The sequence below is a fragment of the Paenibacillus sp. HW567 genome (assembly GCF_000374185.1).
Lineage (GTDB): Bacteria > Bacillota > Bacilli > Paenibacillales > Paenibacillaceae > Paenibacillus_AQ.
The window spans coordinates 6364045-6386618 of record NZ_KB910518.1 but is presented as its reverse complement, the minus strand read 5'-3'; the positions used below and the strand labels follow the sequence as shown (position 1 = coordinate 6386618).

The 22574-nt window shown below is 51.1% G+C and carries 22 protein-coding genes; 7 read left to right on the top strand and 15 right to left on the bottom strand.

Going from position 1 to position 22574, the window contains the following annotated elements; all coding sequences use genetic code 11:
• Positions 1 to 76: 76 nt before the first annotated feature.
• The 7 genes from B212_RS0128540 to B212_RS0128510 form a co-directional block, all read right to left on the bottom strand.
• Positions 77 to 433 (bottom strand): nucleotide excision repair endonuclease, encoded by a 357-nt coding sequence (locus B212_RS0128540; protein WP_019914748.1) that lies wholly within the window; start codon positions 431 to 433, stop codon positions 77 to 79.
• A gap of 115 nt (positions 434 to 548) precedes the next feature.
• A complete protein-coding gene (locus B212_RS0128535; protein WP_019914747.1) occupies positions 549 to 1544 on the bottom strand; it encodes an NAD-dependent epimerase/dehydratase family protein in 996 nt (331 codons plus the stop codon).
• An 885-nt stretch (positions 1545 to 2429) separates the two neighbouring features.
• Positions 2430 to 2981, bottom strand: coding sequence for a TetR/AcrR family transcriptional regulator (locus B212_RS0128530; protein WP_019914746.1), 552 nt, complete (start codon positions 2979 to 2981; stop codon positions 2430 to 2432).
• 318 nt (positions 2982 to 3299) lie between these two features.
• Positions 3300 to 4040, bottom strand: coding sequence for a Bax inhibitor-1/YccA family protein (locus tag B212_RS0128525; protein WP_019914744.1), 741 nt, complete (start codon positions 4038 to 4040; stop codon positions 3300 to 3302).
• Positions 4041 to 4119: 79 nt separating this feature from the next.
• The gene (locus tag B212_RS0128520; RefSeq protein ID WP_019914742.1) at positions 4120 to 5352 is read right to left on the bottom strand and encodes a nitric oxide synthase oxygenase; all 1233 of its coding nucleotides are present in this window, start codon (positions 5350 to 5352) and stop codon (positions 4120 to 4122) included.
• 225 nt (positions 5353 to 5577) lie between these two features.
• A complete protein-coding gene (locus B212_RS0128515) occupies positions 5578 to 5853 on the bottom strand; it encodes a hypothetical protein (protein WP_019914741.1) in 276 nt (91 codons plus the stop codon).
• Between the two features lie 86 nt (positions 5854 to 5939).
• Positions 5940 to 7361 carry a hypothetical protein gene (locus tag B212_RS0128510; RefSeq protein WP_019914740.1) on the bottom strand — a complete coding sequence of 474 codons (1422 nt, stop codon included), beginning with the start codon at positions 7359 to 7361 and terminating at the stop codon, positions 5940 to 5942.
• Positions 7362 to 7550: 189 nt separating this feature from the next.
• Here B212_RS0128510 and B212_RS0128505 point away from each other — a divergent pair, with 189 nt between their 5' ends.
• Entirely contained in the window at positions 7551 to 8339 is a 789-nt protein-coding gene (locus tag B212_RS0128505) for a DeoR/GlpR family DNA-binding transcription regulator (protein WP_019914739.1), read from the top strand.
• A 19-nt stretch (positions 8340 to 8358) separates the two neighbouring features.
• On the opposite strand, the gene B212_RS0128500 is transcribed toward B212_RS0128505, so the two are convergent.
• The 4 genes from B212_RS0128500 to B212_RS0128485 all read right to left on the bottom strand — a co-directional run bounded on the left by B212_RS0128500 (position 8359) and on the right by B212_RS0128485 (position 13225).
• Positions 8359 to 9042: a DUF6033 family protein gene (locus tag B212_RS0128500; RefSeq protein WP_019914738.1), complete on the bottom strand. Its 684-nt coding sequence runs from the start codon at positions 9040 to 9042 to the stop codon at positions 8359 to 8361.
• 202 nt (positions 9043 to 9244) lie between these two features.
• On the bottom strand, positions 9245 to 10000 hold the full coding sequence (locus B212_RS0128495; RefSeq protein ID WP_019914737.1) for a class I SAM-dependent methyltransferase: 756 nt from the start codon (positions 9998 to 10000) through the stop codon (positions 9245 to 9247).
• 291 nt (positions 10001 to 10291) lie between these two features.
• Positions 10292 to 12295 carry an FAD-dependent oxidoreductase gene (locus B212_RS0128490; RefSeq protein WP_019914736.1) on the bottom strand — a complete coding sequence of 668 codons (2004 nt, stop codon included), beginning with the start codon at positions 12293 to 12295 and terminating at the stop codon, positions 10292 to 10294.
• A gap of 108 nt (positions 12296 to 12403) precedes the next feature.
• Positions 12404 to 13225: a MerR family transcriptional regulator gene (locus B212_RS0128485; protein WP_019914735.1), complete on the bottom strand. Its 822-nt coding sequence runs from the start codon at positions 13223 to 13225 to the stop codon at positions 12404 to 12406.
• A gap of 134 nt (positions 13226 to 13359) precedes the next feature.
• Between B212_RS0128485 and B212_RS0128480 the strand changes: the two genes are divergently transcribed.
• Positions 13360 to 14454 carry a UvrB/UvrC motif-containing protein gene (locus tag B212_RS0128480; protein ID WP_019914734.1) on the top strand — a complete coding sequence of 365 codons (1095 nt, stop codon included), beginning with the start codon at positions 13360 to 13362 and terminating at the stop codon, positions 14452 to 14454.
• 56 nt (positions 14455 to 14510) lie between these two features.
• Here the strand turns inward: B212_RS0128480 and B212_RS0128475 are convergent, their stop codons facing one another.
• Positions 14511 to 15368: an SDR family oxidoreductase gene (locus B212_RS0128475; RefSeq protein ID WP_019914733.1), complete on the bottom strand. Its 858-nt coding sequence runs from the start codon at positions 15366 to 15368 to the stop codon at positions 14511 to 14513.
• Positions 15369 to 15622: 254 nt separating this feature from the next.
• Here B212_RS0128475 and nudC point away from each other — a divergent pair, with 254 nt between their 5' ends.
• Complete coding sequence (nudC, locus tag B212_RS0128470) at positions 15623 to 16465, top strand: NAD(+) diphosphatase (protein WP_019914732.1); 843 nt, start codon at positions 15623 to 15625, stop codon at positions 16463 to 16465.
• Between the two features lie 38 nt (positions 16466 to 16503).
• On the opposite strand, the gene B212_RS0128465 is transcribed toward nudC, so the two are convergent.
• Positions 16504 to 17091, bottom strand: coding sequence for an NAD(P)H-dependent oxidoreductase (locus B212_RS0128465; protein WP_019914731.1), 588 nt, complete (start codon positions 17089 to 17091; stop codon positions 16504 to 16506).
• Between the two features lie 132 nt (positions 17092 to 17223).
• Here B212_RS0128465 and B212_RS0128460 point away from each other — a divergent pair, with 132 nt between their 5' ends.
• Positions 17224 to 17661, top strand: coding sequence for a MarR family winged helix-turn-helix transcriptional regulator (locus B212_RS0128460; protein WP_019914730.1), 438 nt, complete (start codon positions 17224 to 17226; stop codon positions 17659 to 17661).
• A gap of 97 nt (positions 17662 to 17758) precedes the next feature.
• Here the strand turns inward: B212_RS0128460 and B212_RS0128455 are convergent, their stop codons facing one another.
• Positions 17759 to 18100 carry a zinc ribbon domain-containing protein YjdM gene (locus tag B212_RS0128455; RefSeq protein WP_019914729.1) on the bottom strand — a complete coding sequence of 114 codons (342 nt, stop codon included), beginning with the start codon at positions 18098 to 18100 and terminating at the stop codon, positions 17759 to 17761.
• Positions 18101 to 18268: 168 nt separating this feature from the next.
• On the opposite strand from B212_RS0128455, the gene B212_RS0128450 reads away from it, so the two are divergent.
• A complete protein-coding gene (locus B212_RS0128450) occupies positions 18269 to 18754 on the top strand; it encodes a GNAT family N-acetyltransferase (RefSeq protein ID WP_019914728.1) in 486 nt (161 codons plus the stop codon).
• Positions 18755 to 19129: 375 nt separating this feature from the next.
• Positions 19130 to 20752: a histidine kinase N-terminal 7TM domain-containing diguanylate cyclase gene (locus B212_RS0128440; RefSeq protein WP_332258153.1), complete on the top strand. Its 1623-nt coding sequence runs from the start codon at positions 19130 to 19132 to the stop codon at positions 20750 to 20752.
• Positions 20753 to 20888: 136 nt separating this feature from the next.
• Here B212_RS0128440 and B212_RS0128435 read toward each other — a convergent pair whose 3' ends face one another.
• Positions 20889 to 21431 carry a hypothetical protein gene (locus B212_RS0128435; RefSeq protein ID WP_019914725.1) on the bottom strand — a complete coding sequence of 181 codons (543 nt, stop codon included), beginning with the start codon at positions 21429 to 21431 and terminating at the stop codon, positions 20889 to 20891.
• 95 nt (positions 21432 to 21526) lie between these two features.
• Between B212_RS0128435 and B212_RS0128430 the strand changes: the two genes are divergently transcribed.
• Positions 21527 to 22441, top strand: coding sequence for a phosphatidate cytidylyltransferase (locus B212_RS0128430; RefSeq protein WP_028531083.1), 915 nt, complete (start codon positions 21527 to 21529; stop codon positions 22439 to 22441).
• The last annotated feature ends 133 nt before the right edge of the window (positions 22442 to 22574 follow it).

Sequence of the window (22574 nt, the reverse complement as noted above, 5' to 3'; positions counted from 1 at the left end):
TTATACTAAGTGTCAATATTTACAGGCAACAAAAAAAGCGCAATCCATTTGGACCACGCTTCCTGCTCTTAACAGCTTATTTATAAAACACTTTTTCCACATTGTATTTAGCTCTCAGCTTGTTCGCAATGTAGGTCTCATAGATTTCCCGGTCAACGGGGTCATCAACGATGCATACCTCAATCTTGGTAACTTCGTCGCGGTGCGGCTTCATTACGGAGACTGTATCTTCAAAATGCTTTTTGATCCGCGGTCTCAGCTTTCTCGCCTTACCCACGAACAGCAGCTCATCCTTGTCGTTGTAGAACATGAAGATGCCGCCCTTTTCCCGGGTGATCAGGTGGAAATCCGTGAATCCGTAAATATGGCTGAGTTCAGGATTGTCCTGCTTCGTAATCGCAACATCCGGCGTTGGAATGGTAATGCTGATCATTGTAGCTCACTTCCCTCTTGGATATAGACATACATAGTATCACAGTTCAAGAACCCTGACTATGCAGAGTGAACGCAGCTTATCTATCCCTTAGCTTCTGCGGGCTTGCTGTATATTATAAACGGCGCTCAGGCATCTTCGCCTGCCGGCTCTGGATCGCGCTAATCGTCTCTCTAATGCCATCCTCAAATGAGGTTGCCGGGATGGGACCCGCGAAACGCTCGTACTTTCGGCCGCTTAACCGCAGCGGCTCCTTCGTCAGATAGAGCATCTCCACAATCTCCTTCATGACCGGAATGAACAGGCCAAGCAGCGATAAGCCGAATGCGCCCACCGGGAGAACCGGACCCGACTTGCCGCTTGCCGCCCGGGCGAGGCGGACGATGTCTTTGCCTGAGATGGTGCCCGCCCCGGGAATGTTCCAGTTCTGCCCGTAGGCTTCTTCTCTTAAGGCCAGCTCGACAATCATGACTGCAGCATCGGGCAGATAGACATATTCACGCGGAACCGTCATATTGCCGATGAACATCGCCAGTTTGCCGGCAGCAATCGCCTCAAATGTCGTGCCCAAATACGAGGCATCATTGGCAGTGGGACCATAATAATCCGGCAGGCGGACTATCATCCCCTTGCTCCGGTTCCAGCGCGGGCTGAAGAACATCCGCTCGAACTCAAGCTTGATTTTTCCCTTTTTCGTATGCGGGTTCTTGGGGAAATCCTCGCTGATCGGCTGCTCATCCTTTCTTCTGCCGTAGGGGTAAATTCCGTCTACCGCGACTACTTTGGCAGCCAGCCTGTCCGCGGCTTCCATTACAGCCTCTCCCATCGGGAGCAGTCTGGTGGTCATTTCGTTATAAGGCACCGAAGCACTGTGAACAATAACATCCGCCCCCTGTCCGGCAGCAAAAACATCGTCCGCACTGAATACATCTCCCGCCTTCAGGCTCAGTCCCGCCGGATTACCCAGTCTGGCTGCAAGCTGCTTCAGCTTCGGCAAGGACCGTCCAAAGGCGACTGTTTCGATCCCCCTTTTCAGCAGCTCGGCAATAATAACTGTTCCTGTTCCTCCGGTTGCACCTAATACGAGAACCTTGTTCACTTGATTTGTCATTGTACTTCCTCCTAATAATTATTTGTTATTGACCAATCACTATCTAAGAATTAAAAAAAATTGTGCCTAGAGATAACGACTGCGACTGTGGAAATTGCATGGTGGATTTGAATGTGTAGCGAATGCATAGTGAATTTAATGTATAGTGAATGCGATTGTTTAGTGTTTGTGAATTTGAATGTACAGGGAATGCGATTGTCTAGTGTTTGTGAATCAGAGTGTACAGGGAATGCGATTGTTTAGTGTTTGTGAATTTGAGTGTACTGTGAATGCGATTGCATAGTGATTGCGAATTTGAATGTATTTGTGATTGCGATTGTATAGTGTTTGTGAATTTGAGTGTACAGGGAATGCGATTGTATAGTGTTAATGATTACTCGATAATTGATTAATCACTACTTATAGCTTTAAGAGAACTCAGGACTTCCCCTGGTAGATCGTCAAACTCTAAATGTTGGAGTTCAAACAATACTCCGCCAAACGGATCAGGGCGTGGAGATCACGCTGTCAGGCGTATCAGGCCCCACGAACAAGAATCATCTCCTAATCGGAAGAGTCTGCCCGTTTGTAACGGACTGAGCAGCTCTTATTTCTACTGGAGATCATTTTTCTGCAAGTTAATGGACTCCAGCGCCGTTATGGGCGGACATTCACCCCAAATATACCTACCGAAGCGGAAATAAGCGCTTCACGGTCCGTTAGCTTGGCTAAATGTACCACTTTCGGGAAATAAGGTCTTTATGGTCCGTTAAGAAACAGAAGGATGGATACGACGAATCCCGCTCGCCCCGAACCTCAAAGGCTGCGTCCGAAGCCACAGATTCAGAACTGCTGCCATACTGGTTCAATCCGCAATCCGCAATCTTCCCTCCCGTTCTGCCAAGTTCATTCCAAATGCTTCGGCTTCAGCTCCGGCATCTCCAGTGCCATCGCAGCATGGCAGAGCATGCCGTTGGCCATAAACGTACTAACCTCGACTTCGGGATGTGCCATACCGGCTGCTGTGAACTTTTCTTCCATCAGGCTGGTTATCCGCTGCATACCCGTCTGCATAGACCGGCGAATGGCTTCATCGCGGATTCCAAGCGCCTGCACCTGAAGAATGATCTCGCTGGGATGCGTCTCCATCAATTGCTCATACACCCGGATTGCTTCCCCGAGCAGTTCTTCCCCGGAAGCCTCCACCGCTGTAAAAGTGCGGATTGTCCGTTCAAAAGCCCGGTCCAGCGCCGCCACAAACAGCTCCTCCTTGTTCTTAAACAGCTTGAAAATATACGGCTGGGATATTCCCACTTTCTCCGCTACCCGGGCGGTAGTCGCCTTGAAATAGCCATGCTCCGCAAACACAACTACAGCCGCTTCCAATATCTGCTCCCGGCGGTTCACTGAGGTGGCCTCGTCTGTCCTTGTCCGCACGCTTCCCGATTGCTTGTTCATCATGTCCTCCTCTTTTCGCAATATTTAGTGATTGATCAATCACTGCCTTGGTAAAAAGTATACCCTCATGCTATAAACTTAGCAAGCCTCTATTTTAAAAATCCGGCAAGCACAAACGGCTTCCCCATTCTTGCAAAAGCCTATGCTTCCGTAGCAGCGATACCCCGTGTCGCTTTCAGGCAGCCGTTTCAGCGTTAATCAAGTGGAAACGGCTACGCCGTCCTCCGGCAGAGGTTGCATCCGTTTCTGCGTTAATAGAACAAGCCTCACTCACGTGAGGCCTAACTGTTGTACTTGAACGAATCCGTCTAACTGAGCTTAATCGCGGCTACGCAGCTTGGCCAGCAGGCGAAGAATCTCAACGTAAAGCCATACCAGTGTGACCATGAGGCCGAATGCTCCGTACCATTCCATGTATTTTGGAGCGCCTTGTTCTGCCCCTTTTTCAATAAAATCGAAGTCGAGCACCAGATTTAACGCAGCCACGATGACGATAACAACCGAGATGCCGATGCCGATCATACTATTGCTGTGCAGATAAGGTATCGTAACACCAAACATTCTGAGCACAAAGCTAAGCAAATACATAAGGGCAATTCCGGCTGTCGCGGCGAATACGCCAAGCTTGAAATTTTCCGTTGCCTTGATGATTCTTGTCTTATAGGCAAGCAGCAAAGCCACAAATATGCTTACCGTCAACAGGGCGGCCTGGAGCGTTATGCCATAATACAAAGTCTCATACGACGCCGACAGAGCGCCGAGGAACAACCCTTCGGCAAGCGCATAAAAAGGTACCAGATAAGGTGCGGTTGCCGGCTTGAAGCTGATGATCAGCGCGAGCACGAACCCGGTAATCACGCCCCCGATTGCAAGAGCGCCTACCTCCTGACCGTTGAAATACATTGACCAGGCACTAAAGGCTCCTGCCAGCAGAATGGTCAATGTAATAAAAGTTTTGTTGACTGTTCCGTTAATGCTCATGCGTTCCTGCCCCGAGTACCGCTCTTCACGCTCAAAGGTCTTGTCATTCAGCGTAGGGTTGCCACTGCGTCCGATCAAAGGATCATCTCTCTTCATCAATTATTTGTGTTCAATCTATTATATCGGCAGGAATGTAAATTTTCGACTATAGGCCTCTTTATTTCGGATGATGAAAGGGACAGACCGGCTCTGCCGTGTGGTCCGCGTGGGATTCTGAAGCTTGGCTGTGAGCAATAATCTCTGGTTCAACCTCCACACCCTGCCCCGGCCAATCGGCATACACCGGCTTCTGATAGACAAGCTTTGGGCTAAGTTTCAGGTCCTTCAGCTTGTTGTCATTCCATATCGGTGTAGCCGACGGAGACATCGGCGGAATTAACCAGCCCCACTTGCCGGACACCTGGCGTCCCTGCTCCTGCTCCCGTTCCTCAAAACGGACGAACTGCTCGGCTGCGGTATGATGGTCTACAATACTGACCCCGGCCTGCTTGTAGGAATGGAGTACGGCACGGTTCAATTCCAATAGTGCCCGGTCCTTCCATAATGACGAATTGCTGGAGCGGTCCAGGCCAAGCAGATCCGCAACAGCCGGGAGACGGTTATAGCGATCAGCATCTCCGAGATTGCGGGAACCGATTTCCGTCCCCATGTACCACCCGTTAAAAGGAGCCGCCGTATAGGCAATCCCCCCAATCTCCAGCAGCATGTCGGAAACGATCGGAACCGAATACCAGCGCAGTCCAAGCTCCGGGAACTGTTCAATTTCAGGATGGCTCAGCGGGACCTCCTGGACCAGCTCCGGCGGAATAGCGAACCAGTACGGCGGTTCATTACCGATGCTGACGACCAGCGGCAGCACATCAAAGTCGCCGCCACTCCCCTCCCAGCCCAGCCGCCTGCAGACCGCTGTAAAAGCATCCGATGCTGGATCACCCTTCCTGGCATGACCATTCTCAGCCGGATAGCCGGCATAGCGGATCAATTGATGATTCCAAATCCGGATTGCCTGCCCGGCATCCTTGCTACTGTGGAAGACGGTCATCGTAGGGCGGATACGTCCGCCATTATTCGCTTGTTCCACATGCCGCAGCAGCGCTGCCGCCACCTCCGCTGCGGTCTCAGCCGCCCTGGCGTCAACGACTTGAAGACTCTGCCAGAATAATCGTCCGATGCAGCGGCTGTTGTTGCGCCAGGCCATTTTTGCACCATGCGCCAGCTCTTCCTCTGTATGTATATAAGTGCCGGATTGCTCCACTTCCCTGTATATGGCCTGAATGCGTTCTGCCGCTTGCTGTTCCGTTTTCTCCAGTTCCGCATAGCATTGCCGAATGAACGATTCAGCCTGTTCCATCAGCTTTGTGCGCGAATCTCCAAGCTTCAACTGTTCCATACTGTCCACTCCCCGTTACCGGCGGGTCACGCCGGACATTCTGCTCTGTGGTATTAGCCTGTGGTATTAGCTCTCACTCAATCATAGTAACTTCTATAGGGACATGCAAGAACAGGTCCCACTCCATTCCAGCGTAGAGGGCCATACAAAAAAGCATCCCCGGATTAAGCCGGAAATGCCAAAGCAGTCGGTTGTTACATACATTTGTATTTGAAATGGTGACGCTTATTGCTTTTCCTTCAGGTTCTCCACTTCAGCGAGTCTGCTTTTTTCAGCTTCCAGCCGTTCTAAGGTTAAATCCACCCCATGACCTTCCACCGAGCCTTCCGGGGCATGGCGGACCGCTTCTTCGGCATGCTCCAGACTATTCTCCGCCTGGGTGATGGTCTGTTCGCTCGGATGGCTGAGCGCCTGGCTTACTGAATTGTGCAGCCGGGTCACCGCATCCTGCGCCTGATCCACTGTGCTGTTAGTCCGCTGACTGGACTCGTAATGCTTCATAATCTATATCTCTCCCTTCAGGCACGCCTTCTGTTCCCTTTTAGCATGGTTGGAGAGAGGTAATCTTATGCATCCTTCCGCAGCAGCTAGACCAGAAACATGGCGACAATTGTCGTCGCCGTAAGCCCAAGCAGGACCGGCTTCAGATTGCGCCGGGCCAGCTCGAACGGGCTGACGCCGCAGATGGCAGCCGCCGGAATGAGCGCCCACGGAATCAGGGTGCCGCCGCCAACCCAGATGGCGGCCACCTGGCCCAGGGCGGTCAGCGTTGCCGCGCCGGAGTGAATGGCGGCGGCAAATAGCTGGGCAATCGAGCCGGCCAGCGAGATGCCGGAGAAGCCGGAGCCGTCGAGACCGGTGATCGCCCCGATCACCGTCATCGTTACGGCTCCTGCAGCACCGTTAAGCGGCACGTCGTTCGCCAGAGCGACGCCAAGATCGTTCACGATGCCGTGCGAGCCCTCCGGCAGCACCTTGCCGAACAGCTCGGCAAAGGCGGAGTCGCCAAGGTAGAAGAAGGCGGCAATCGGAATGACCGGACCGAATACTTTGAAGCCGAAGACGAAGCCTTCGATCAGGTATGAGGTGATTTTCTCCAGGCCTTGATTGCGGTGGGCCAGCAGTGTAATGCCGATCAGAATGAATACGGCTGTTCCGCCGACAAGGGCCGTGGCATCTCCGCCTTGCAGGCCAAGCGCAAACATCGCCGCTACATCCAGCAGAAAGAGCAGCGGAACGACGATGGCCAGTGCTTGCCTCAGACGGGGAGCGAGCTGTACCGGAGCCTCTTCCACTGAATTCGCATCCGGTCCCCTGAGCTTCCCGCCTGTGCCTTTGACGGAGACCAGTCCGTCTCTCCAGGTGCCGTTCTTCTGGTCACGGCGCATCATCCAGAATGCGGTGACTGTGGTGACAAGCCCCATCACTATAACAAGCGGAATGCTCGCTTCCATCACACTGGAGACCGGAAGTCCCGCTGCATCTGCGGTGAGCTTCGGCGCGCCTTGAATGATGTAATCGCCGGACAACGCAATTCCATGCCCGAACAGATTCATTGCCATTGCGGCACCAAGCGCAGGCAACCCTACCCGGATCGCCACCGGCAGCAGGACCGCCCCTACCAGAGCGACCGCAGGCGAAGGCCAGAAGAAGAAGGAGGTCACCATCATAATTAGCCCAATTCCCCAATATGCCATCGCTGGCGTGCGGAGAAACCGGGTGACCGGGGCAACCATCGTCTCGTTGATGCCGGTGATGATGAGAATCCGGCTCATCGCCACAATAATGGAGATAATCATAATCGTCCCGAGCAGCTCCTTGGTGGCATAAACGAAAGAATTGAAAATCCCCGATACGGAACCGCTAAGCGTCTCCGTTGCAAGCAGGCCCAAGGCAAAAATACCAGCCACACAGATCATCGTCGTATCGCGCCGCCGGATCAGCAGCACCAGAATAAACACAATAAAGGCCAGATAAACCCAGTGAATGGCTGTAAGCTGAATGCCCATATTGAATGCGTCCCCCTTTCCCTATCCAGCAAGTTGGTGCTACATGCTATGCAGGGGGATGGGCTATTGTTCGCGCGGAGCCTTCTGGATTGCGATTCTTGTCTTTAGCTTGGGTATTTGGATATACTTATCTTCAATGGCTATCGTTCCGCTATGATATTTATATGACCATGAAGGGGGTAGGGCAGGGTGTCTCTTGCCAGCGAAGAAAGAAAAGAGACGATCATGACTCTTCTTAATGAGAGAGGTAAAGTGATCGCAAGCGAGCTCTCTTTGCTGTTCGAAGTGTCCACAGAAACGATCCGCAGAGACCTCGACGAGCTAGAGAAAGAGAATAAACTGAAAAAGGTGTATGGCGGTGCGGTTAAGTTCAAGGCCGAGGTGGAGCCTCCTCTCTTGGAACGAGAGGGCGTGCATGTTGAAGCCAAACGCAAAATCGGTGTTCTGGCCGCAGGGTTAATCGAGGATAATGATGTTATTGTTGTGGATGAAGGCAGCACGGCGCTGCAAATTATTCATTGCCTGGAAGGCAAGCAGCATTTGACCCTATTAACGAATTCCGTACCAGCCCTCATGCTGCTGATTGAATTCCAGAAACGCGGAACCTTCAACGGTAAGCTGATCTTCATTGGCGGTGAAGTCAGCGCCAAGCATCTTCGGGTGTCCGGCCCGATCGCCGAGAAGGTTATGAAGGATTTCTATGTCAATAAATCCTTTGTCTCTGTTGACGGTGTCTCCCTGGAGAACGGCATTACAAGCTATGATTATGAGAAGGCTGTATTCACAAGGCAAATGATTCGCAACTCGGAGACGGCGATCGTCATAGCGGATTCCTCAAAAATTGATAAGCGTACCGTAGCAAAAATAGCCGATCTTCATGAAATCCATATGATTATAACAGATCAGGCTCCTCCACCGGCATGGAGGGCGCCGCTTAAGAAGCTGGTCCTCAGATGGATCTATCCAACTGAATCCTAAACGCTGCCTCCATGTGAAGTTAGTGACCTCTGTGTGATCTTATGGCCCGCATCAGCAAAATCTGGTGCAGCCACTCCTGCGACGGTGCTTCTCGCACGGAGACTGCATCCGAAACCGAATGAGCATCTCCTTGCAGGGGAAGCAGGTTTCTGGATAAGACCGGAAGCGCCGGCTGAAACGCCTGGAGCCCTCCAGAGGTTTCCCGCACTTTTTTCTTCAGTTCCTGCTGCTTCCCCGCTTCCTCTGGAGAGGCTGCCGAAGATGACCCTAGCACTGTGAATGTGCCGTCCATATGTATTATCAGACTGCGGCCCGTTGTTTTCATCCCCGGCTTCTGCCCCATATGATTCAGACCTTTCGGATCTTCATTGATGAAATCATCAATATAACCGTACACCTTCTTGCTTAAGACAATGTCCCTTGCCATTTGCTGCAGTATATTTGGAGCAATCACAAGCTCCGGCAGGCTGTCACCTGCACTATGGTCTGCAATTTCCTTCTCGTCACTATCAACCGATAGAATGCCGACATTCAAGCCATATCTCCGCTTAATTCTCTGTACCTGCGCCTGGCTTGCAGCGGTAACAGCCGCCAGGGTTGCAGTGAAGCTAAGCGGAGAAATCTCAGTAGAAGCTTTGATCTCTTGCTGCTGCGGCGGCCGGGTTAAGGAGATGGGATTGATTCCGTTTATGGGAATATTCACCTAGCATTCCTCCCTTCTCTGATACTCATTACCTATATATCGGCTACGTGAGAAAATTGCTTAATTCGTAAATATGCCAAGAAGAAACGGTGCCCATTTCTCCAAAAAGCAAAAACCACTCCGGCAAGCCGAAGTGGTCGATTTGAAGAGCTTGGCGCAACCGCCTATAAGTCAAGCCGCAGCTTGATATTCCATTGCCCGGCTATTTGCCGGCCGTAATGAAAAACCTGTGCTCCGTGCTGCGGATGCAGCCTTCCTGCGCAAGTCTTTGCTGGAGCAGACAGAGCTTGTCGAAGCATTTCTCCACGGTGAAGCCGGGAAATTCCCATTCAATGATTTTCGCGAAATATACCAGCGCCCCTATATCATAGAACCTAAGCTCGGGGAAACATTCCGCAGCGGAAGACACGGTAAATCCGCCCCGCCGCAGTTCATCAGAAACCGTATCCAGGTAAAAAGCTTCATCTACTGCCACAGCCTCTTTCCCTAGCAGCAATGCCGACAAAGCCCGGTTGTTCTGCCCGCCCACCTGCTGGGTTACAAACACACCGCCCGGCTTCAGAATCCGGTACACCTCTTGAATCGAAAATGACTCATGACGGTTGATCACCGCATCGAAGAACCCGTCCGGAAACGGCAGCTTATCGTCGCTGAACACCTGTCTGACCTCAATGCCATGTGGCGGCAAAAGCTTCTTGCACAGCTCATAATTGGGTGGGTATGCTTCCGTGGCAAACGTCTTCCCCCGCGGCGGGTCCAGAGAAAGGAGGAACTCCCCTCCGCCTGTGCCCATGTCCAGCAGGGTGGTCTTGTCATTTATATATTGTCTAACAGCCGCTTCATAGCTCCAAGGCGGTCCATCCCCTGCCATACGCCCGTCCAGCGATGAGAAATCCCAGCCCTTGAAGACTCTCTGTTCCTCCTGCAGCCATTGCTTCTTCCATTCCTTGACATTCATATTCTGTACCCCTCTCGCATTCTAGTAAAATAACAGCTATGCGGACAGGTGCAGTTGATCTATCAAACTGATAACATTATTTGTCTTACGCCCGGTACATCCTGTTATCAGGTTCCCTCAACCGCACCGGGCAGTTACCGAATTTGATCACCATAAGAATTAACCCCTTTGTCAATATAACCAGCGGATATCCACCGATTTCCATATTATTGTATCACGAAAATAACCTGAAACGATACCACGCGAAAAGAGGAAAGCCGCAGGCTCCCCCCTTATGCTCAACGCTAATTATTATTTGCCTAAAGCTCCTGCTGCCGCATCCTCGCCGCCAAGACGGCCGGAGGTGAAGGAGTAGCCGAGACCTACGCCGTTGCCGACATAAGTGTCATTATACATTACGCCTTCGGATTCAAGTCCTACCGCATACAGGCCTTTGATCGGCACGCGTTTGTCGTTCAGCACCTGGAACTTTGTATTTACAAGCAGTCCGCCAACCGAGCCCAGATTGTTGATCTCAGCGATAACGGCGTAGTATGGACCGCTCTCTCCCATCGGAAGCAGATATTCCTTCGCTTTGCCGAATTCGGTGTCTACCCCTGTCTTCGCTGCCTCCTGATATTTCTTGAAGGCATCGCTGAATACAGCGGCGTCCATGCCGGCATTCTTCGCTAGTTCTTCAATGGTGTTGCCTTTATATCCATCGCCGTTAGCGACCATGGATTCGAATACTTTATCGGCATCCTTCCAAGGGTTATCCAGCTTGAATTGATCCTTGAAGGAAGCGTAGAATTCCGGCGGCATTCCCGGCAGCGCGGGCGCTTTTACACCATTCATCCCTTTGGCCTTCAAGGCGTCGATCTGTGCCTGCGAGACGATTACCAAGTGATACGCGCCGTTAAAAGCACTGGTATTCGCAGCAGCTACGGCGGTGAGTGTAGCCGCTTCGTCTCTGAATCTCGCTCCCGAAGGTCCGACATTCATCAGCGTAGGCAGGTAAGAGAGCATCAGCGGATAGCTGGCCTCGAACGGCTTATACTGTGCTTTCAGCTTCTCGGTCGCCCGGGCCAGCGTCTGGTGCAGCATCTGCCCGCCGAAATTATCGGGAACCTTGGCTCCGGCATCCCAGGACATCTTCAGCCCTTCGCCGATATTCTGGCCTAAGCCGCCGTTGACACCTTCAAAGCCGAAGGCCTCTTTAACCATTTCTTTATTCCCGGCATAACCGCCGGTGGCCATGATAATGCTCTTGCCGGTAATTTCAAGTGTCGTGCCGTCAGCCTTCTGAGCTACTACACCAGTCACTTCACCGTTAGCGCCGGTAATCAGTTTCTTGGCGGTTGTTTCGGTGAGGACCTGTCCGCCGCCCTTCTCTACCGATGCAGCCAGCATCGCCTTGAGTGTCGGCTGGCGGGTTTCATAGGCCGGAAGCATATGCAGTTGTTCTCCGGCAAAGTTGATAAAGGTGGTTTTGTAGCCTTTCTTGTTCAGCCAATCATAGGTTTCACCGGACTTCGTCACATACTGGCGGATGGCCGCCGCATCAACTCTCCAGTGATTGTTAACGATCCATTCCGAGATTTCCTTCTCTACATTTACCTTCAGCCCGCTGCTGACAGCAGCCGAAGAGTTGTAGAACTTGCCCGCCCAGGACAGATTGCTCGCTCCGCCGATGGTCGCTGTTTTCTCAATGAGAATAACCTTTGCGCCCTTGTCTGCCGCCGAGACGGCTGCCGACACACCGGATGCGCCCGCGCCTACAACGACAACATCCGCCGAGAGCTGCTCGGTTTTGCCTTCGCCGGCTTTGGCTACCGTTTTGGATTTGAATGCCTCCACGTTGCCGCCAGCCTGCTTCACAGCATCTTCAACAGCGGTCAGAATGGCCTTACTGGATTCGGAAGCCCCGCTGACAGCATCAATCGCCAGGGTCTGGCCTGCGATGATCTCATCCTTGATCTTGTTGATGGCTTCAACACCGATCCCTGCGGTCTCATTCTGGCTGACCACCTTAATGTCGGTAATTTTGGACTCTGCATCCAGAGTGACCTCCACCTGAATCTTTCCGTCCTTCCCGTCGGCTTCCGCCTTATAGGTTCCTGCTTTAAAAGAAGCCGGTACCCCGTTGTCCTCTGCTGCCTGCTGTGTCGCTTCAGGCGATGCCGACGCCGATGCTGACGGCTGCTCCGAAGCGGCTGGCTCAGCCGAATTATTGCCGCTGCAACCGCTGATTAACGACAGAATCATGACGAGACACACGGATAACAATAACATTTTGTTCTGTGCTTGCTTACGCATTGGTTTCCCCCCTGTGTGATTAGTGCGCAGCCCCCTGTCTCTTTCTGGAGGGACCGCTAGCCTACGCACAGAGTCTAAACCTTGGTGCGGCACCAAGGTCAATGAATGTTATGTGAAATTTTTCGCAATCGGAATGTTGATTTCAAGAAAAGTCGTGTTTCCTGCGCTCCTTCTTTCCGTGAACAGAATCTTGCCCCAGATATCGCCGGTGATGGCGTAGCTCTGCCCGCAGGCATAATCCAGCATAAATTGGAAAGCCTCCCGCCCAAGATCCTCCTCATAGGAGCTGGCAATCACTGCAGAAATGCAGGTGGACGGCTCTATGTACTCCATGCTCTCGTTAATACTAACGCCCAGACGCTGCTGATCCTCTTCAACCAAAGCCAGCCCCCAGCTATATTCCAGCTCTGCATTTCCCGCAATATCCTCCATGTTCTCGATTCTGAAGGAATAGAACGTAAAGGGCAGCAGCTCCATCCAGGCTTGCACCGTTCTTTTGATACAATCCTTTTGCAGCAAATGATTTTTGTTCGTCTGCTGGACTCTATACATTCCGGGAACCCGCTTGATTCGGCATGTATAAAAGGCTTCGCCGATACTCCGCAGCTCTGTGTGGATTTCATTGATCTTATCCAGCAGCAGGGTGCTGCGTCTGATTTCTTCCTCTAGCTGCAGTTGTGCGGTGGCGATAGACTCCAGGACCTGCTCGGCAGGAGCGTCATTGATCAGCCCGGCGACATCCTGCAGCGGAATCTGCATACTCCGGTACCAGCGGCTCGACAGTAAATTTCTGGCATCCAAATCGTTGAAATAGCGGTAATTGTTATGATGATCCTTCATGGGGCGGACAATGTCATGCTTCTCATAGAGCCGCAATGTATCCGCCGTCACGCCCAGAATTGAGGCAAACTCGCCGATTGAATATTTCATGAAAAGCCCCCCAGCCTCGTTGCTTTCAATCTTCCTGTTATTTATGATAGAGGGTTTTCATAGTTGGCTTTGTGGATTATGTCACATCGTTTATACTGAAAATTACTAGAGAACGCGAACTTGGAGGGAACCTCATGGATTTGACAGAGAAGGTAGCGGACCTCCCGTTATCGCCCGGCGTCTACCTGATGAAGGACAGTCTGGGACATATCATCTATGTCGGCAAGGCCAAACAGCTAAAGAAACGGGTACAGTCCTATTTTTACAATTCCAAGGGTCATTCCCCCAAGGTTAAGCAGCTCATCAAACACATCAGGGATCTCGATTACAGGCTCACCGATACGGAATTTGAAGCCTTTCTGCTGGAGTGCCAGCTCATTAAGGAAATCAAACCGATGTACAATAAAAAAATGAAAAATCCGCTCGCCTACAGCTATATTGCCCTCCGCACAGATACTCCTTACCGTCAGCTAGCCGTAACCTATGATCCGGGCGAGTATGAGGACAGCCTGTATTTTGGACCTTATACGAGCAGGAGTACAGTTGAACGTGCATTGCAGGGGATTAAGGAATGCCAGAAGATTCTTTGCAGCACGCCCCATGCCAAAAACACCCGCTGTCTCAACCACTCGCTCGGCTTATGTATCGGCATGTGCGGGGGCGGGGCGGCGCTTCAGCAGTACGATGAAATTATTGACCGTATTATTGAGTTGCTGCAAGGGAATGACAATGGCATCCTGAATGATTTGGAGCGGCGCATGAACACCGCTGCGGACAATTTCGAGTTCGAGACCGCGGCCAAATACCGTGATTATGTCACCGCCGTCCGTTCCCTGCTGCAGAAGGAGAAGGTCATCGGCTTCACTGCGCAGAACCAGAACATTGCCGTCCTTGAGCCAATAAACGAACAGACCCTTAAGCTTATGCTGATCAAAGGCAGCGAGATTATCTTCCGCTCCAGGCTGGAGGCGGGGGATATGCCAATGGAGCGGCTCTGCGGCGTCATACAGACAGCCATTACGGACAGCTTCGGCAAGCTAGTGCGCAGGGAGCCAGAGGAAATCAGCCGCCACAAGCTGGACGAAGCCCAAATCATTTACAGCCATCTGGCAAGCAGCTCCGGCTGCTATGTCCTGATTCCTGAGGCATGGCTTGCAGCGGAGAATGACACGGAGCTGGCTGCTGCGGTCAGCGAACTGCTGCAGAATGCAAACAATCCCCTCGCCTGATCTGATGGCGAGGGGATTGTCATTTTCATTGAAGATAAGTCTGAAGTTAGAACAGCTTAAGCCTTCAGCAGCTCTCTTACGCCTTCGCTAAGCGGTGTAAGCGGACGCTGCAGCAGCTTCGCGAAATCGCCGCTGGTAATATCGAGTGCGCCTTCGCGGATTGCGCGCTGGATTCCGACTACGATGGGAAGAGCTGCTTCCGGCACTCCCGCTCCGGCCATAATGCTGGAATACGCAGCATCATCAACCTGCTGTACCTGAACTTCCTTGCCAAGTACTTCTCCGACAATTGCCGCAAGCTCGGCCTGGGTTACCGGTGTGCCGGACAATTCATAGACAGTATTGTTATGACCCTCGCTTGTCAGTACGGCTGCTGCCGCTTCAGCATAATCGCGGCGTGTTGCCCAGCCCACCTTGCCTTCACCTGCCGAAGTCAGCCAAGGGGCTCCTGCTTGTACAGCCTGGATGGAGCCGGCCTCATTCTCCAGATACCAGTTATTGCGCAGGAAGGAGTAAGGGATGCCGGATTCACGGATAAATTGCTCAGTTTCCTTGTGTACTGGAGCGAGGAACAGCGAGCTGCTGTCGGCACGGCCCACACTGGTGTAGGCGATGAAGCCGACACCGGCACGTACGGCAGCATCAACAGCCGCCTTATGCTGGCGAATCCGGGTGTCATTATCTCCGTCTGCCGATACGATCAGCAGCCGGTCTACTCCGGCAAATGCGGCATCCAGCGTCTCCGGCTTGTCGAAATCACCTTGACGAACGTCTACTCCACGGGCCCGCAGATTTTCTGCCTTCTCCGGATTTCTAACACTGGCAACCAGGCTGTCCGCCGGTACCGACTTCAGCAAAGCTTCGGCCACAATGGAACCGAAATGTCCTGTTGCTCCTGTGAATGCGATTTTCATTTTTCATTCCTCCATAGGGGTATATTTATAATGCAGTGCCTAATACTTGCTGGGATTGTTGTAGAAAACCTCTCTACATGTAACCATTTTAGTTACATGTAAGCGAAATGTCAAACACAAAAAAACGGCTCATCCAGAGCACGTTTTATCTGTACATTCGCCGTAATGTGTGCAGGCTGATTGCATAATTGTTAGCCTTCCCGCTTTTTGCTATTCTTAATAGTAAACACTCACTTTCAGAAAGGTCCTGCGCCATGTCTAAACCAAGAGCAAGCATTTATAAACGATATACTCCGGCAGTAAGCCCCGAGCCTGACTTCAGCGGTTCCGCCTATTGGCTGATCTTTCACTCCGGCAAGCTGCTGGTTACGGAAACCGGCGGGCAGACCGGCATCCCTCTGACACGATCACTTGAAGAGCTATCCATGACTCCGATTAGAACACTTTACCTGGGAACCTTCGAAGACATTCCCTGCTTCACAGCAGAGGTAGCCGCTGAGACAGCGGAGCCTGAGGGCATGACTTTCCGCCCGCTGCGCCCTTTATATGAGCTGCTGGACGAAGACCTGTTCCATCTCGCAGGCAGAGGCATTCAGCTCCTGGCCTGGGATGAAACCCATCAATTCTGCGGCAAATGCGCTGCCCGCACTGTCCTGTCTCCAATCGAGCATTCACGGACCTGCCCGGCATGCGGTCAGGTCAGCTATCCCCGGATTGCCCCTGCGGTAATTACCGCAATTCTTAAGGACAATAAGCTCCTGCTGGCCCACTCCCCGCATTTTGTGAACAACATGTACGGACTGATTGCCGGATTTGTCGAGCCCGGCGAAACGCTGGAGGACTGCGTGCAGCGCGAGATTATGGAGGAGGTAGGCATCCGGGTCAAGAACATTACCTACTTTGGCAGCCAGCAGTGGCCTTTCCCCCACTCCCTGATGGTGGGCTTCCTGGCGGAATACGAGAGCGGAGAGATCACCGTGGACGGCGAGGAGCTGGACCATGCCGATTGGTTCGAGCTGGACCAGCTCCCGGTCATTCCGCCCCAAGTGAGCATTGCCCGCAAAATCATTGACTGGGTAATCCTGCAACATTCCTGAGGCAAGCATAACGCCGCTCTCTAACGAGGGCGGCTTTTTTACTCGCTGATTGTTTTGAAATACTGATAGATTCTATCCAGCTTCTGAGCGTGCTTGCCCCGCTTGCTCTCCATGCTGCCGAACTCAAAGAATTTTACTTTGCGCATGCCGACATAGTTGAACAGCGCTTTGCGCATTAACACCTTGTGCGCGTTATGCAGCCACAGCAGCGGGTAATTGGCCGGCCCCTGCATCGTGGAGATGCACACTACCGATTTATTTTTCAGCAGTCCTTCCGGCATCAGTCCGCCTGTATTCTTATAGGCAAACCCCGTAGCAAACATCTTGTCAATATACCCCAGCAGCATGGCCGGAGGCCGTCCCCACCAGATTGGATAGATGAAGACAATTTTGTCCGCCCACAGCAGTTGCTCCCTGTATTTCTCCAGCTCCGGGTCCTTGTCCATATCTCTCCTGCGCTTATGCTCATTAAATACCAGAACAGGGTCGAAGCCCTCCTCATATAAATCAAGCACCTTAACCTCTGTCACCTTTGTGTTCTCCCGGATTCCCCGGAGCACCTCTTGCATAAAAGCATAGTTAAGGCTCTGATGGTTCGGATGCGTATAGATAATCAGCGTGTGCATAACGCCACTCCTTTACTTATCATTTGATAAGCAAATCCTAGCATCTCTATATTTAGTTGTCAAATGATAATTATTATATGATAATTGTTTTATGATAATTATTTTGCTATGGTGTCTCAGGAGGTGATCTTTATGGACAAGAATAATTTATTCCAGAAATTCATAACCTTTACGACTGCCGTCCATCAAATCACAAGCGAACTAAGCAAAAATGTGAAGTCGGATGCTCTGACACCCGTTCAATATAGAATTCTCGAATATATCGCCGTCAGCCAGCCTGTCACTCTCAGCGAGATCAGCGATTGTATGAACATGTCGATGCCGAACACAAGCCGTGAGCTGAAGAAGCTGAGCAGAAAAAATCTGTGCGACAAAATTGTCGATGCCGCCGACCGCCGCAGGCATGGCATCACTCTCTCCGCCGAAGGGCAGACTATGATGAACGAAGCGTTTCAGCGTATCGCCTCCCGGTTTGCCGGGCGCATTGACAATCTATCCGACGAGGAACGCATTGAAATCGGGCATGCGCTTGAGTTGCTGCAGGAGAAAGTATTCTACCCATACAGATAATAGCTCCTACACAGATGGAAAAGCCGCGGGGACGGTCTGATAGATCATATCAGACGCCCCGCGGCTTTATTACAGAATGCAGCGTATTCTTATGTGCCTATACTTTTCTGACAAACTCCGATTTGAGCTTCATCGCTCCAAAGCCGTCGATTTTACAATCAATATCATGATCGCCCTCTACCAGCCTGATGTTCTTCACTTTGGTGCCAATTTTCAGTACGGAAGAGCTGCCTTTGACCTTCAGATCCTTGATTACAGTGACCGTATCTCCATCGCTCAACATGTTGCCATTGGCATCCTTAACCGCCTTCTGGTCCTCGCTGCCCGCATGCTCTGAGCCTTGAGCCCACTCATGTCCACATTCCGGGCAGATCATAAGTCCCCTGTCTTCGTAAGTGTACTCCGAGCTGCATTGCGGGCAGTTTGGCAATTCATTCATATTTTCATTTCTCCATTCTTCTCGACAATAGTCTTAGATAAATTCTATTTATTGTAGCATGTCCCTTGATTTCAAGTATAAATTTTATTATTATCTAATTAGATATTCGTTTAAATAGTTATCCATAAATCCAGCATTTCTACCCTATCATTAAGGAAGGTGTATCCATTGATTACTTTAGAACCCGTTGCCGATCCGTTGTCCGCAGAAAGTATCCCGCTTCAAGCCGCGATCCTCAACTCACAGCCTGCGTTCAACCTCATGGTGCTGCACAAAGAAGCCCTCACCGCAGAGGAAATCCGCGAGGAGAACCGGCAGAATCTTGAAATGAACGAGAAGATGCTGTACATCAAGGAGAATAATCAGTATATCGGCATTATTACTTATCTGCCCAACAACCCGGGGGATAACGCCCCTTGGATCGGTCTTTTCATACTTCACAAGAGCTATGCCGGACAGGGGATCGGATCTATAGCCCTGAATGTGCTGGAAAGATACTTGAAGCAGAACAATGTAACGTCGGCCCGGTTGGCAGTCCAGTTGGAGAACGAGACCGGGGCGTTATTTTGGACGAGGAACGGCTTTATCAAAACCAGCAGCAGCAAGGATCAGCATGGAAATAAGGTCGATGTGTACGAGAAGCAATTTGCTTAGGACGCATAGGCTGCTCCCCGGATGAATCCCAACAGCGTTCCCCCGGCGGCGGATATATTCATGATGTAAATACCCAAGATGTGCAATAGCCCCCGAAAGAAATACGTCCCAGCTTGGCGGACACACCCAGCACCTGCGGAAGTGCGGCCCATTTTGCTTGTGGAACCCGGACTTCCGTTGCTCCTGCTTCAGCCCTTCCATGCGGCAGACTCACCGTTTCTCTCTTGACTCTTTTACTGATATTCGTATGCACTTTTTAAAGGAGGTTGTATTCTTGCCATCCTAATTATATATTAGAAGCAAGATGCAAGACTTTAGGCCCAAAGCCCACATATAAGACTAATATTAGCAAGAAGGTGTAATTTATTGGGTTTAGTGGTGTGGATTGATCTGATACTATTTTTTATTTTGTTTGCACTATTCGTCTATGTTTTTGTCTCTGTTACAATAACGAAACTGCACAAAGTATACTTAGCTTTTCATTTTTCCATGATGTTGTGGCCCTTCTGCCAGTTTGCCATCAAAACCACCGATGATCCCATCTTTCAACTATTTTATGTGAAGGCCGCCTTTGTAGACGGAGCATTTCTGAGTATAGGATGGATGTTTTTTACCATTTTATTAACCGGACAAATCCAGTTTCTGAAGAAAAGGGTCATTCTGCTCCTGTCCGTCCCTATAGCGCTGGCTTCGCTCGGCCTGATCCTGAATCCGTTCGGCTGGTTTGTGCAGCCTGTGAACGGAAGCTACGTCCAAAGAACCTACGGGCCTATTTTTTGGTTCTATATCGCCGTCATCGTTATCCATGTCATCGTTTCGCTATATGTTATCACCGTTTCCCTGATTCACAGTAAGGTTCCCCGTGTCAAAACACAGATTATGCTTGTGCTCAAGGGCCTATTGTCGGCGGCAGTATGCATCATGCTGGATGTTCTGCTGAACGTGGTCCTGGACCGGTATCTGCCGGTGATCCCGGGGATGACTTCGCTTGGCATGTTACTTTCGGCGATCTTTTTTGTAATTTCTATAGACCAGGATAAGGTATTTGATATTGTAACCATTGCCCACCGGGATGTAATGGACACGATTGCGCTGGGTATCCTGGTGCTCGACGATAACGAGACGGTATTAGAAATCAATCAGGCACTGGTCCCCCATTTCTCTCTGCATGTCGGAGACCGCTTCAGCATCGAGAATATTCTTCAGGGAGAAAGCATCAGCGTTAAGGAATTCCTTCAGGCCTACCGGGAGCGTCCGCTGGTAACAAGCGAAATCGAAGTACTGCATCCAACCATTAAGCGGTATCTGCACATTCAGGCTGCACCCATTTTGGTTAGCAGGGAGAGGGTGGGACGGATCATTACGTTCCAGGATACCAGCGAGCTGCAGGGTCTCATTGAAGAAACCCATAATCAGAATATGATTCTGCAGGAGCGCAACCAGGCGTTGATCGAGGTGCAGAAGAAGCTGTTCCATACCAACCGGCAGCTTAAACAGATGGCAATAACCGACAGCTTAACCGGCTGCTACAACCGTCACTATCTGACCCAGCAGTTAGAGACAGAGGTGGTGAAGAACAGAAAGTTGCATAATCCCTTTGCTCTGATCCTGCTCGATATTGATTATTTCAAACAGGTGAACGATACATACGGCCACTTGGTCGGGGATGAAGTGATCTGCAGCACGGTGGAGGTCATCAAGCGGTGTTTGCGGAAGACTGACATATTTGCCCGTTATGGCGGCGAAGAGTTCATCATCTATTTACCCCATATCGGTGAATCCCAGGCACTGCATACAGCAGAGCAAATTAAGACAAGCGTGGAAGCCAATCAGGTGATGATTGCCAATGACGGCCAGCCTATATCCGTTACCATAAGTATGGGATTGCTGACCATCAATGATTTCTCAGTCGAAAGCGATCTGCTTGAAGCGGTAGACAAGGCCCTGTATCAGGCGAAACACGAAGGGCGCAACCGGATTGTTCATTGGAAAAGATAGTCCGTTATTCAAAAATTTCTGGAGCGGCGCCCACTGGCCGATCAAGCCATTGCCCAATTGGGGAGGGACAGGCTGTAAGCTGTAAGCTGCAAGCTCTCAGCCGCCTCTCAATACTTCATGTTGTTATGAGCCGCAATCATTCCACCGGCACATATTCGCTTAATTTCCCCTGATATATCAATTGCAGCCTGTCGCTCTGACGGAAATCATCCGGCGTAACGAGCGCAGGCAGCTTATTCCACAGCCTGATGCCGGAACGGTCCAGAATTTCCGCCACGAACTGCGAGCAGAAGTAGGAATTGCTGAATTCCACCGGTTCTTTGAGGGCAACGCCAATAATGCCCAGCAGGTTATAGAGGTATTTTTGACGGCTGCGGATGAAGATGTGCAGCACACGCCGCATTTTCTCGACCTCACGTTCCGATACTGTAAGCTCGTAGATCACACAGGTCGTATTCGGATACTTGCTGAATGTGCCTGTCTGCAAATTCTCCCTCACGAATCCGCCATTCAGCGGGTTGTTCGGATGCTTCCGCCCGAAGCTGTACAGCTCCGACAGCGCGCGGTCAAAGGCGATGGAAGCGTGATTGTAAGGTGCCTTGGTGTAGCCTTGTATAAGCTTGGTAAAAAGCGTTCCTGTATTCGTAAGCAGGATAAAAACCGAGTGCTCAGCATCCATCTGCAAAATTTCCCCTTATCATGTTTGAACATTTCCTTCATGATAACATATGACCCCTTAATTGGAATTCTATTCTGCGACAAGTTGGTGATTGCTTGAACAGCTCGCTTTTTACATTACTCCTTATATTAGCAGTTCTATCTTCCATTCATTTAATATATGTAGTGGTGAGCAGAATGCAAAAGGACAAGGATTATACAGGCATTGGCTTCCGCCTCAAAACATGGTGGGGCATGCTCTTCATCTTCTGTCTGGCTACGCTGTTCAATCCGGTCGTGTCCCTGCTGTCCCTCATGGTGCTGACCTTCTTTGCGCTCAAGGAATATTTCTCCATGATCCGTACAAGAAAAGCCGACCGCAGACTGTTCCTGTGGGCATACCTGTCCATTCCGCTGCAATTCTACTGGGTCTACATTGAGTGGTATGGCATGTTCATCGTTTTCATTCCGGTGTATGTCTTCCTGCTCCTGCCGCTTCCCAGGCTTATTAACAAAGGTACTCTCGGGTTCCTGCGCAGCGTCAGCGCTACCCAGTGGGGGCTTATGCTGATGGTGTTCGGGCTTAGCCACCTGGCTTATTTCCAATTTGCCACACCGGAGTACGGAGCAGGACTCGTGCTGTTCCTTGTGGTGCTTACACAGCTTAATGATGCCGTTCACTATCTGGCTTCGATCTATATTGGCAAGCGCAAGGTCGTACCGACCGCCAATCCGAATCTGACCTGGGAAGGCTTCGCCTGCGCATTCGTGGTCACCACAGGGGTATCTTACCTGATCTACCCTTACTTCACGCCGCTGACCCCGATATTCGGGCTGTTCTCCGGGGTATTGATCAGTCTCGCCGGCTTCTTCGGCAGCTTAACGGTATCCGTACTGAAGCGCGATCTGCTGATTGGTGACGATGACAAATTCGTCGCCCTGCAGACCAGCTACCTCAGCCGCGTCGACAGCCTGGCCTACACCTCGCCGGTGTTCTTCCATGTGATCCGTTATTTTTTTGATTTTATGTAGGACTACAGTGACCCAAGTGGAAAAAGTTCCACTATTCCTGGCCGCCCGCCACAGAGCAGATTTCAGCCAATTAGTTGGACAAATTTCACCTAGCTCTCCACTCCCAAGGAACTTACTACTATTACACTTGCAC

Coding starts and splice junctions, on each gene's coding strand:
- B212_RS0128530 (WP_019914746.1), bottom strand. CDS start 2,981: ATGAACAAGCAATCGGGAAGCGTGCGGACAAGGACAGACGAGGCCACC.
- B212_RS0128515 (WP_019914741.1), bottom strand. CDS start 5,853: ATGAAGCATTACGAGTCCAGTCAGCGGACTAACAGCACAGTGGATCAG.
- B212_RS0128485 (WP_019914735.1), bottom strand. CDS start 13,225: ATGAAATATTCAATCGGCGAGTTTGCCTCAATTCTGGGCGTGACGGCG.
- B212_RS0128510 (WP_019914740.1), bottom strand. CDS start 7,361: ATGGGCATTCAGCTTACAGCCATTCACTGGGTTTATCTGGCCTTTATT.
- B212_RS0128490 (WP_019914736.1), bottom strand. CDS start 12,295: ATGCGTAAGCAAGCACAGAACAAAATGTTATTGTTATCCGTGTGTCTC.
- B212_RS0128535 (WP_019914747.1), bottom strand. CDS start 1,544: ATGACAAATCAAGTGAACAAGGTTCTCGTATTAGGTGCAACCGGAGGA.
- B212_RS0128465 (WP_019914731.1), bottom strand. CDS start 17,091: ATGCACACGCTGATTATCTATACGCATCCGAACCATCAGAGCCTTAAC.
- nudC (WP_019914732.1), top strand. CDS start 15,623: ATGTCTAAACCAAGAGCAAGCATTTATAAACGATATACTCCGGCAGTA.
- B212_RS0128520 (WP_019914742.1), bottom strand. CDS start 5,352: ATGGAACAGTTGAAGCTTGGAGATTCGCGCACAAAGCTGATGGAACAG.
- B212_RS0128460 (WP_019914730.1), top strand. CDS start 17,224: ATGGACAAGAATAATTTATTCCAGAAATTCATAACCTTTACGACTGCC.
- B212_RS0128480 (WP_019914734.1), top strand. CDS start 13,360: ATGGATTTGACAGAGAAGGTAGCGGACCTCCCGTTATCGCCCGGCGTC.
- B212_RS0128495 (WP_019914737.1), bottom strand. CDS start 10,000: ATGAATGTCAAGGAATGGAAGAAGCAATGGCTGCAGGAGGAACAGAGA.
- B212_RS0128540 (WP_019914748.1), bottom strand. CDS start 433: ATGATCAGCATTACCATTCCAACGCCGGATGTTGCGATTACGAAGCAG.
- B212_RS0128475 (WP_019914733.1), bottom strand. CDS start 15,368: ATGAAAATCGCATTCACAGGAGCAACAGGACATTTCGGTTCCATTGTG.
- B212_RS0128455 (WP_019914729.1), bottom strand. CDS start 18,100: ATGAATGAATTGCCAAACTGCCCGCAATGCAGCTCGGAGTACACTTAC.
- B212_RS0128435 (WP_019914725.1), bottom strand. CDS start 21,431: ATGGATGCTGAGCACTCGGTTTTTATCCTGCTTACGAATACAGGAACG.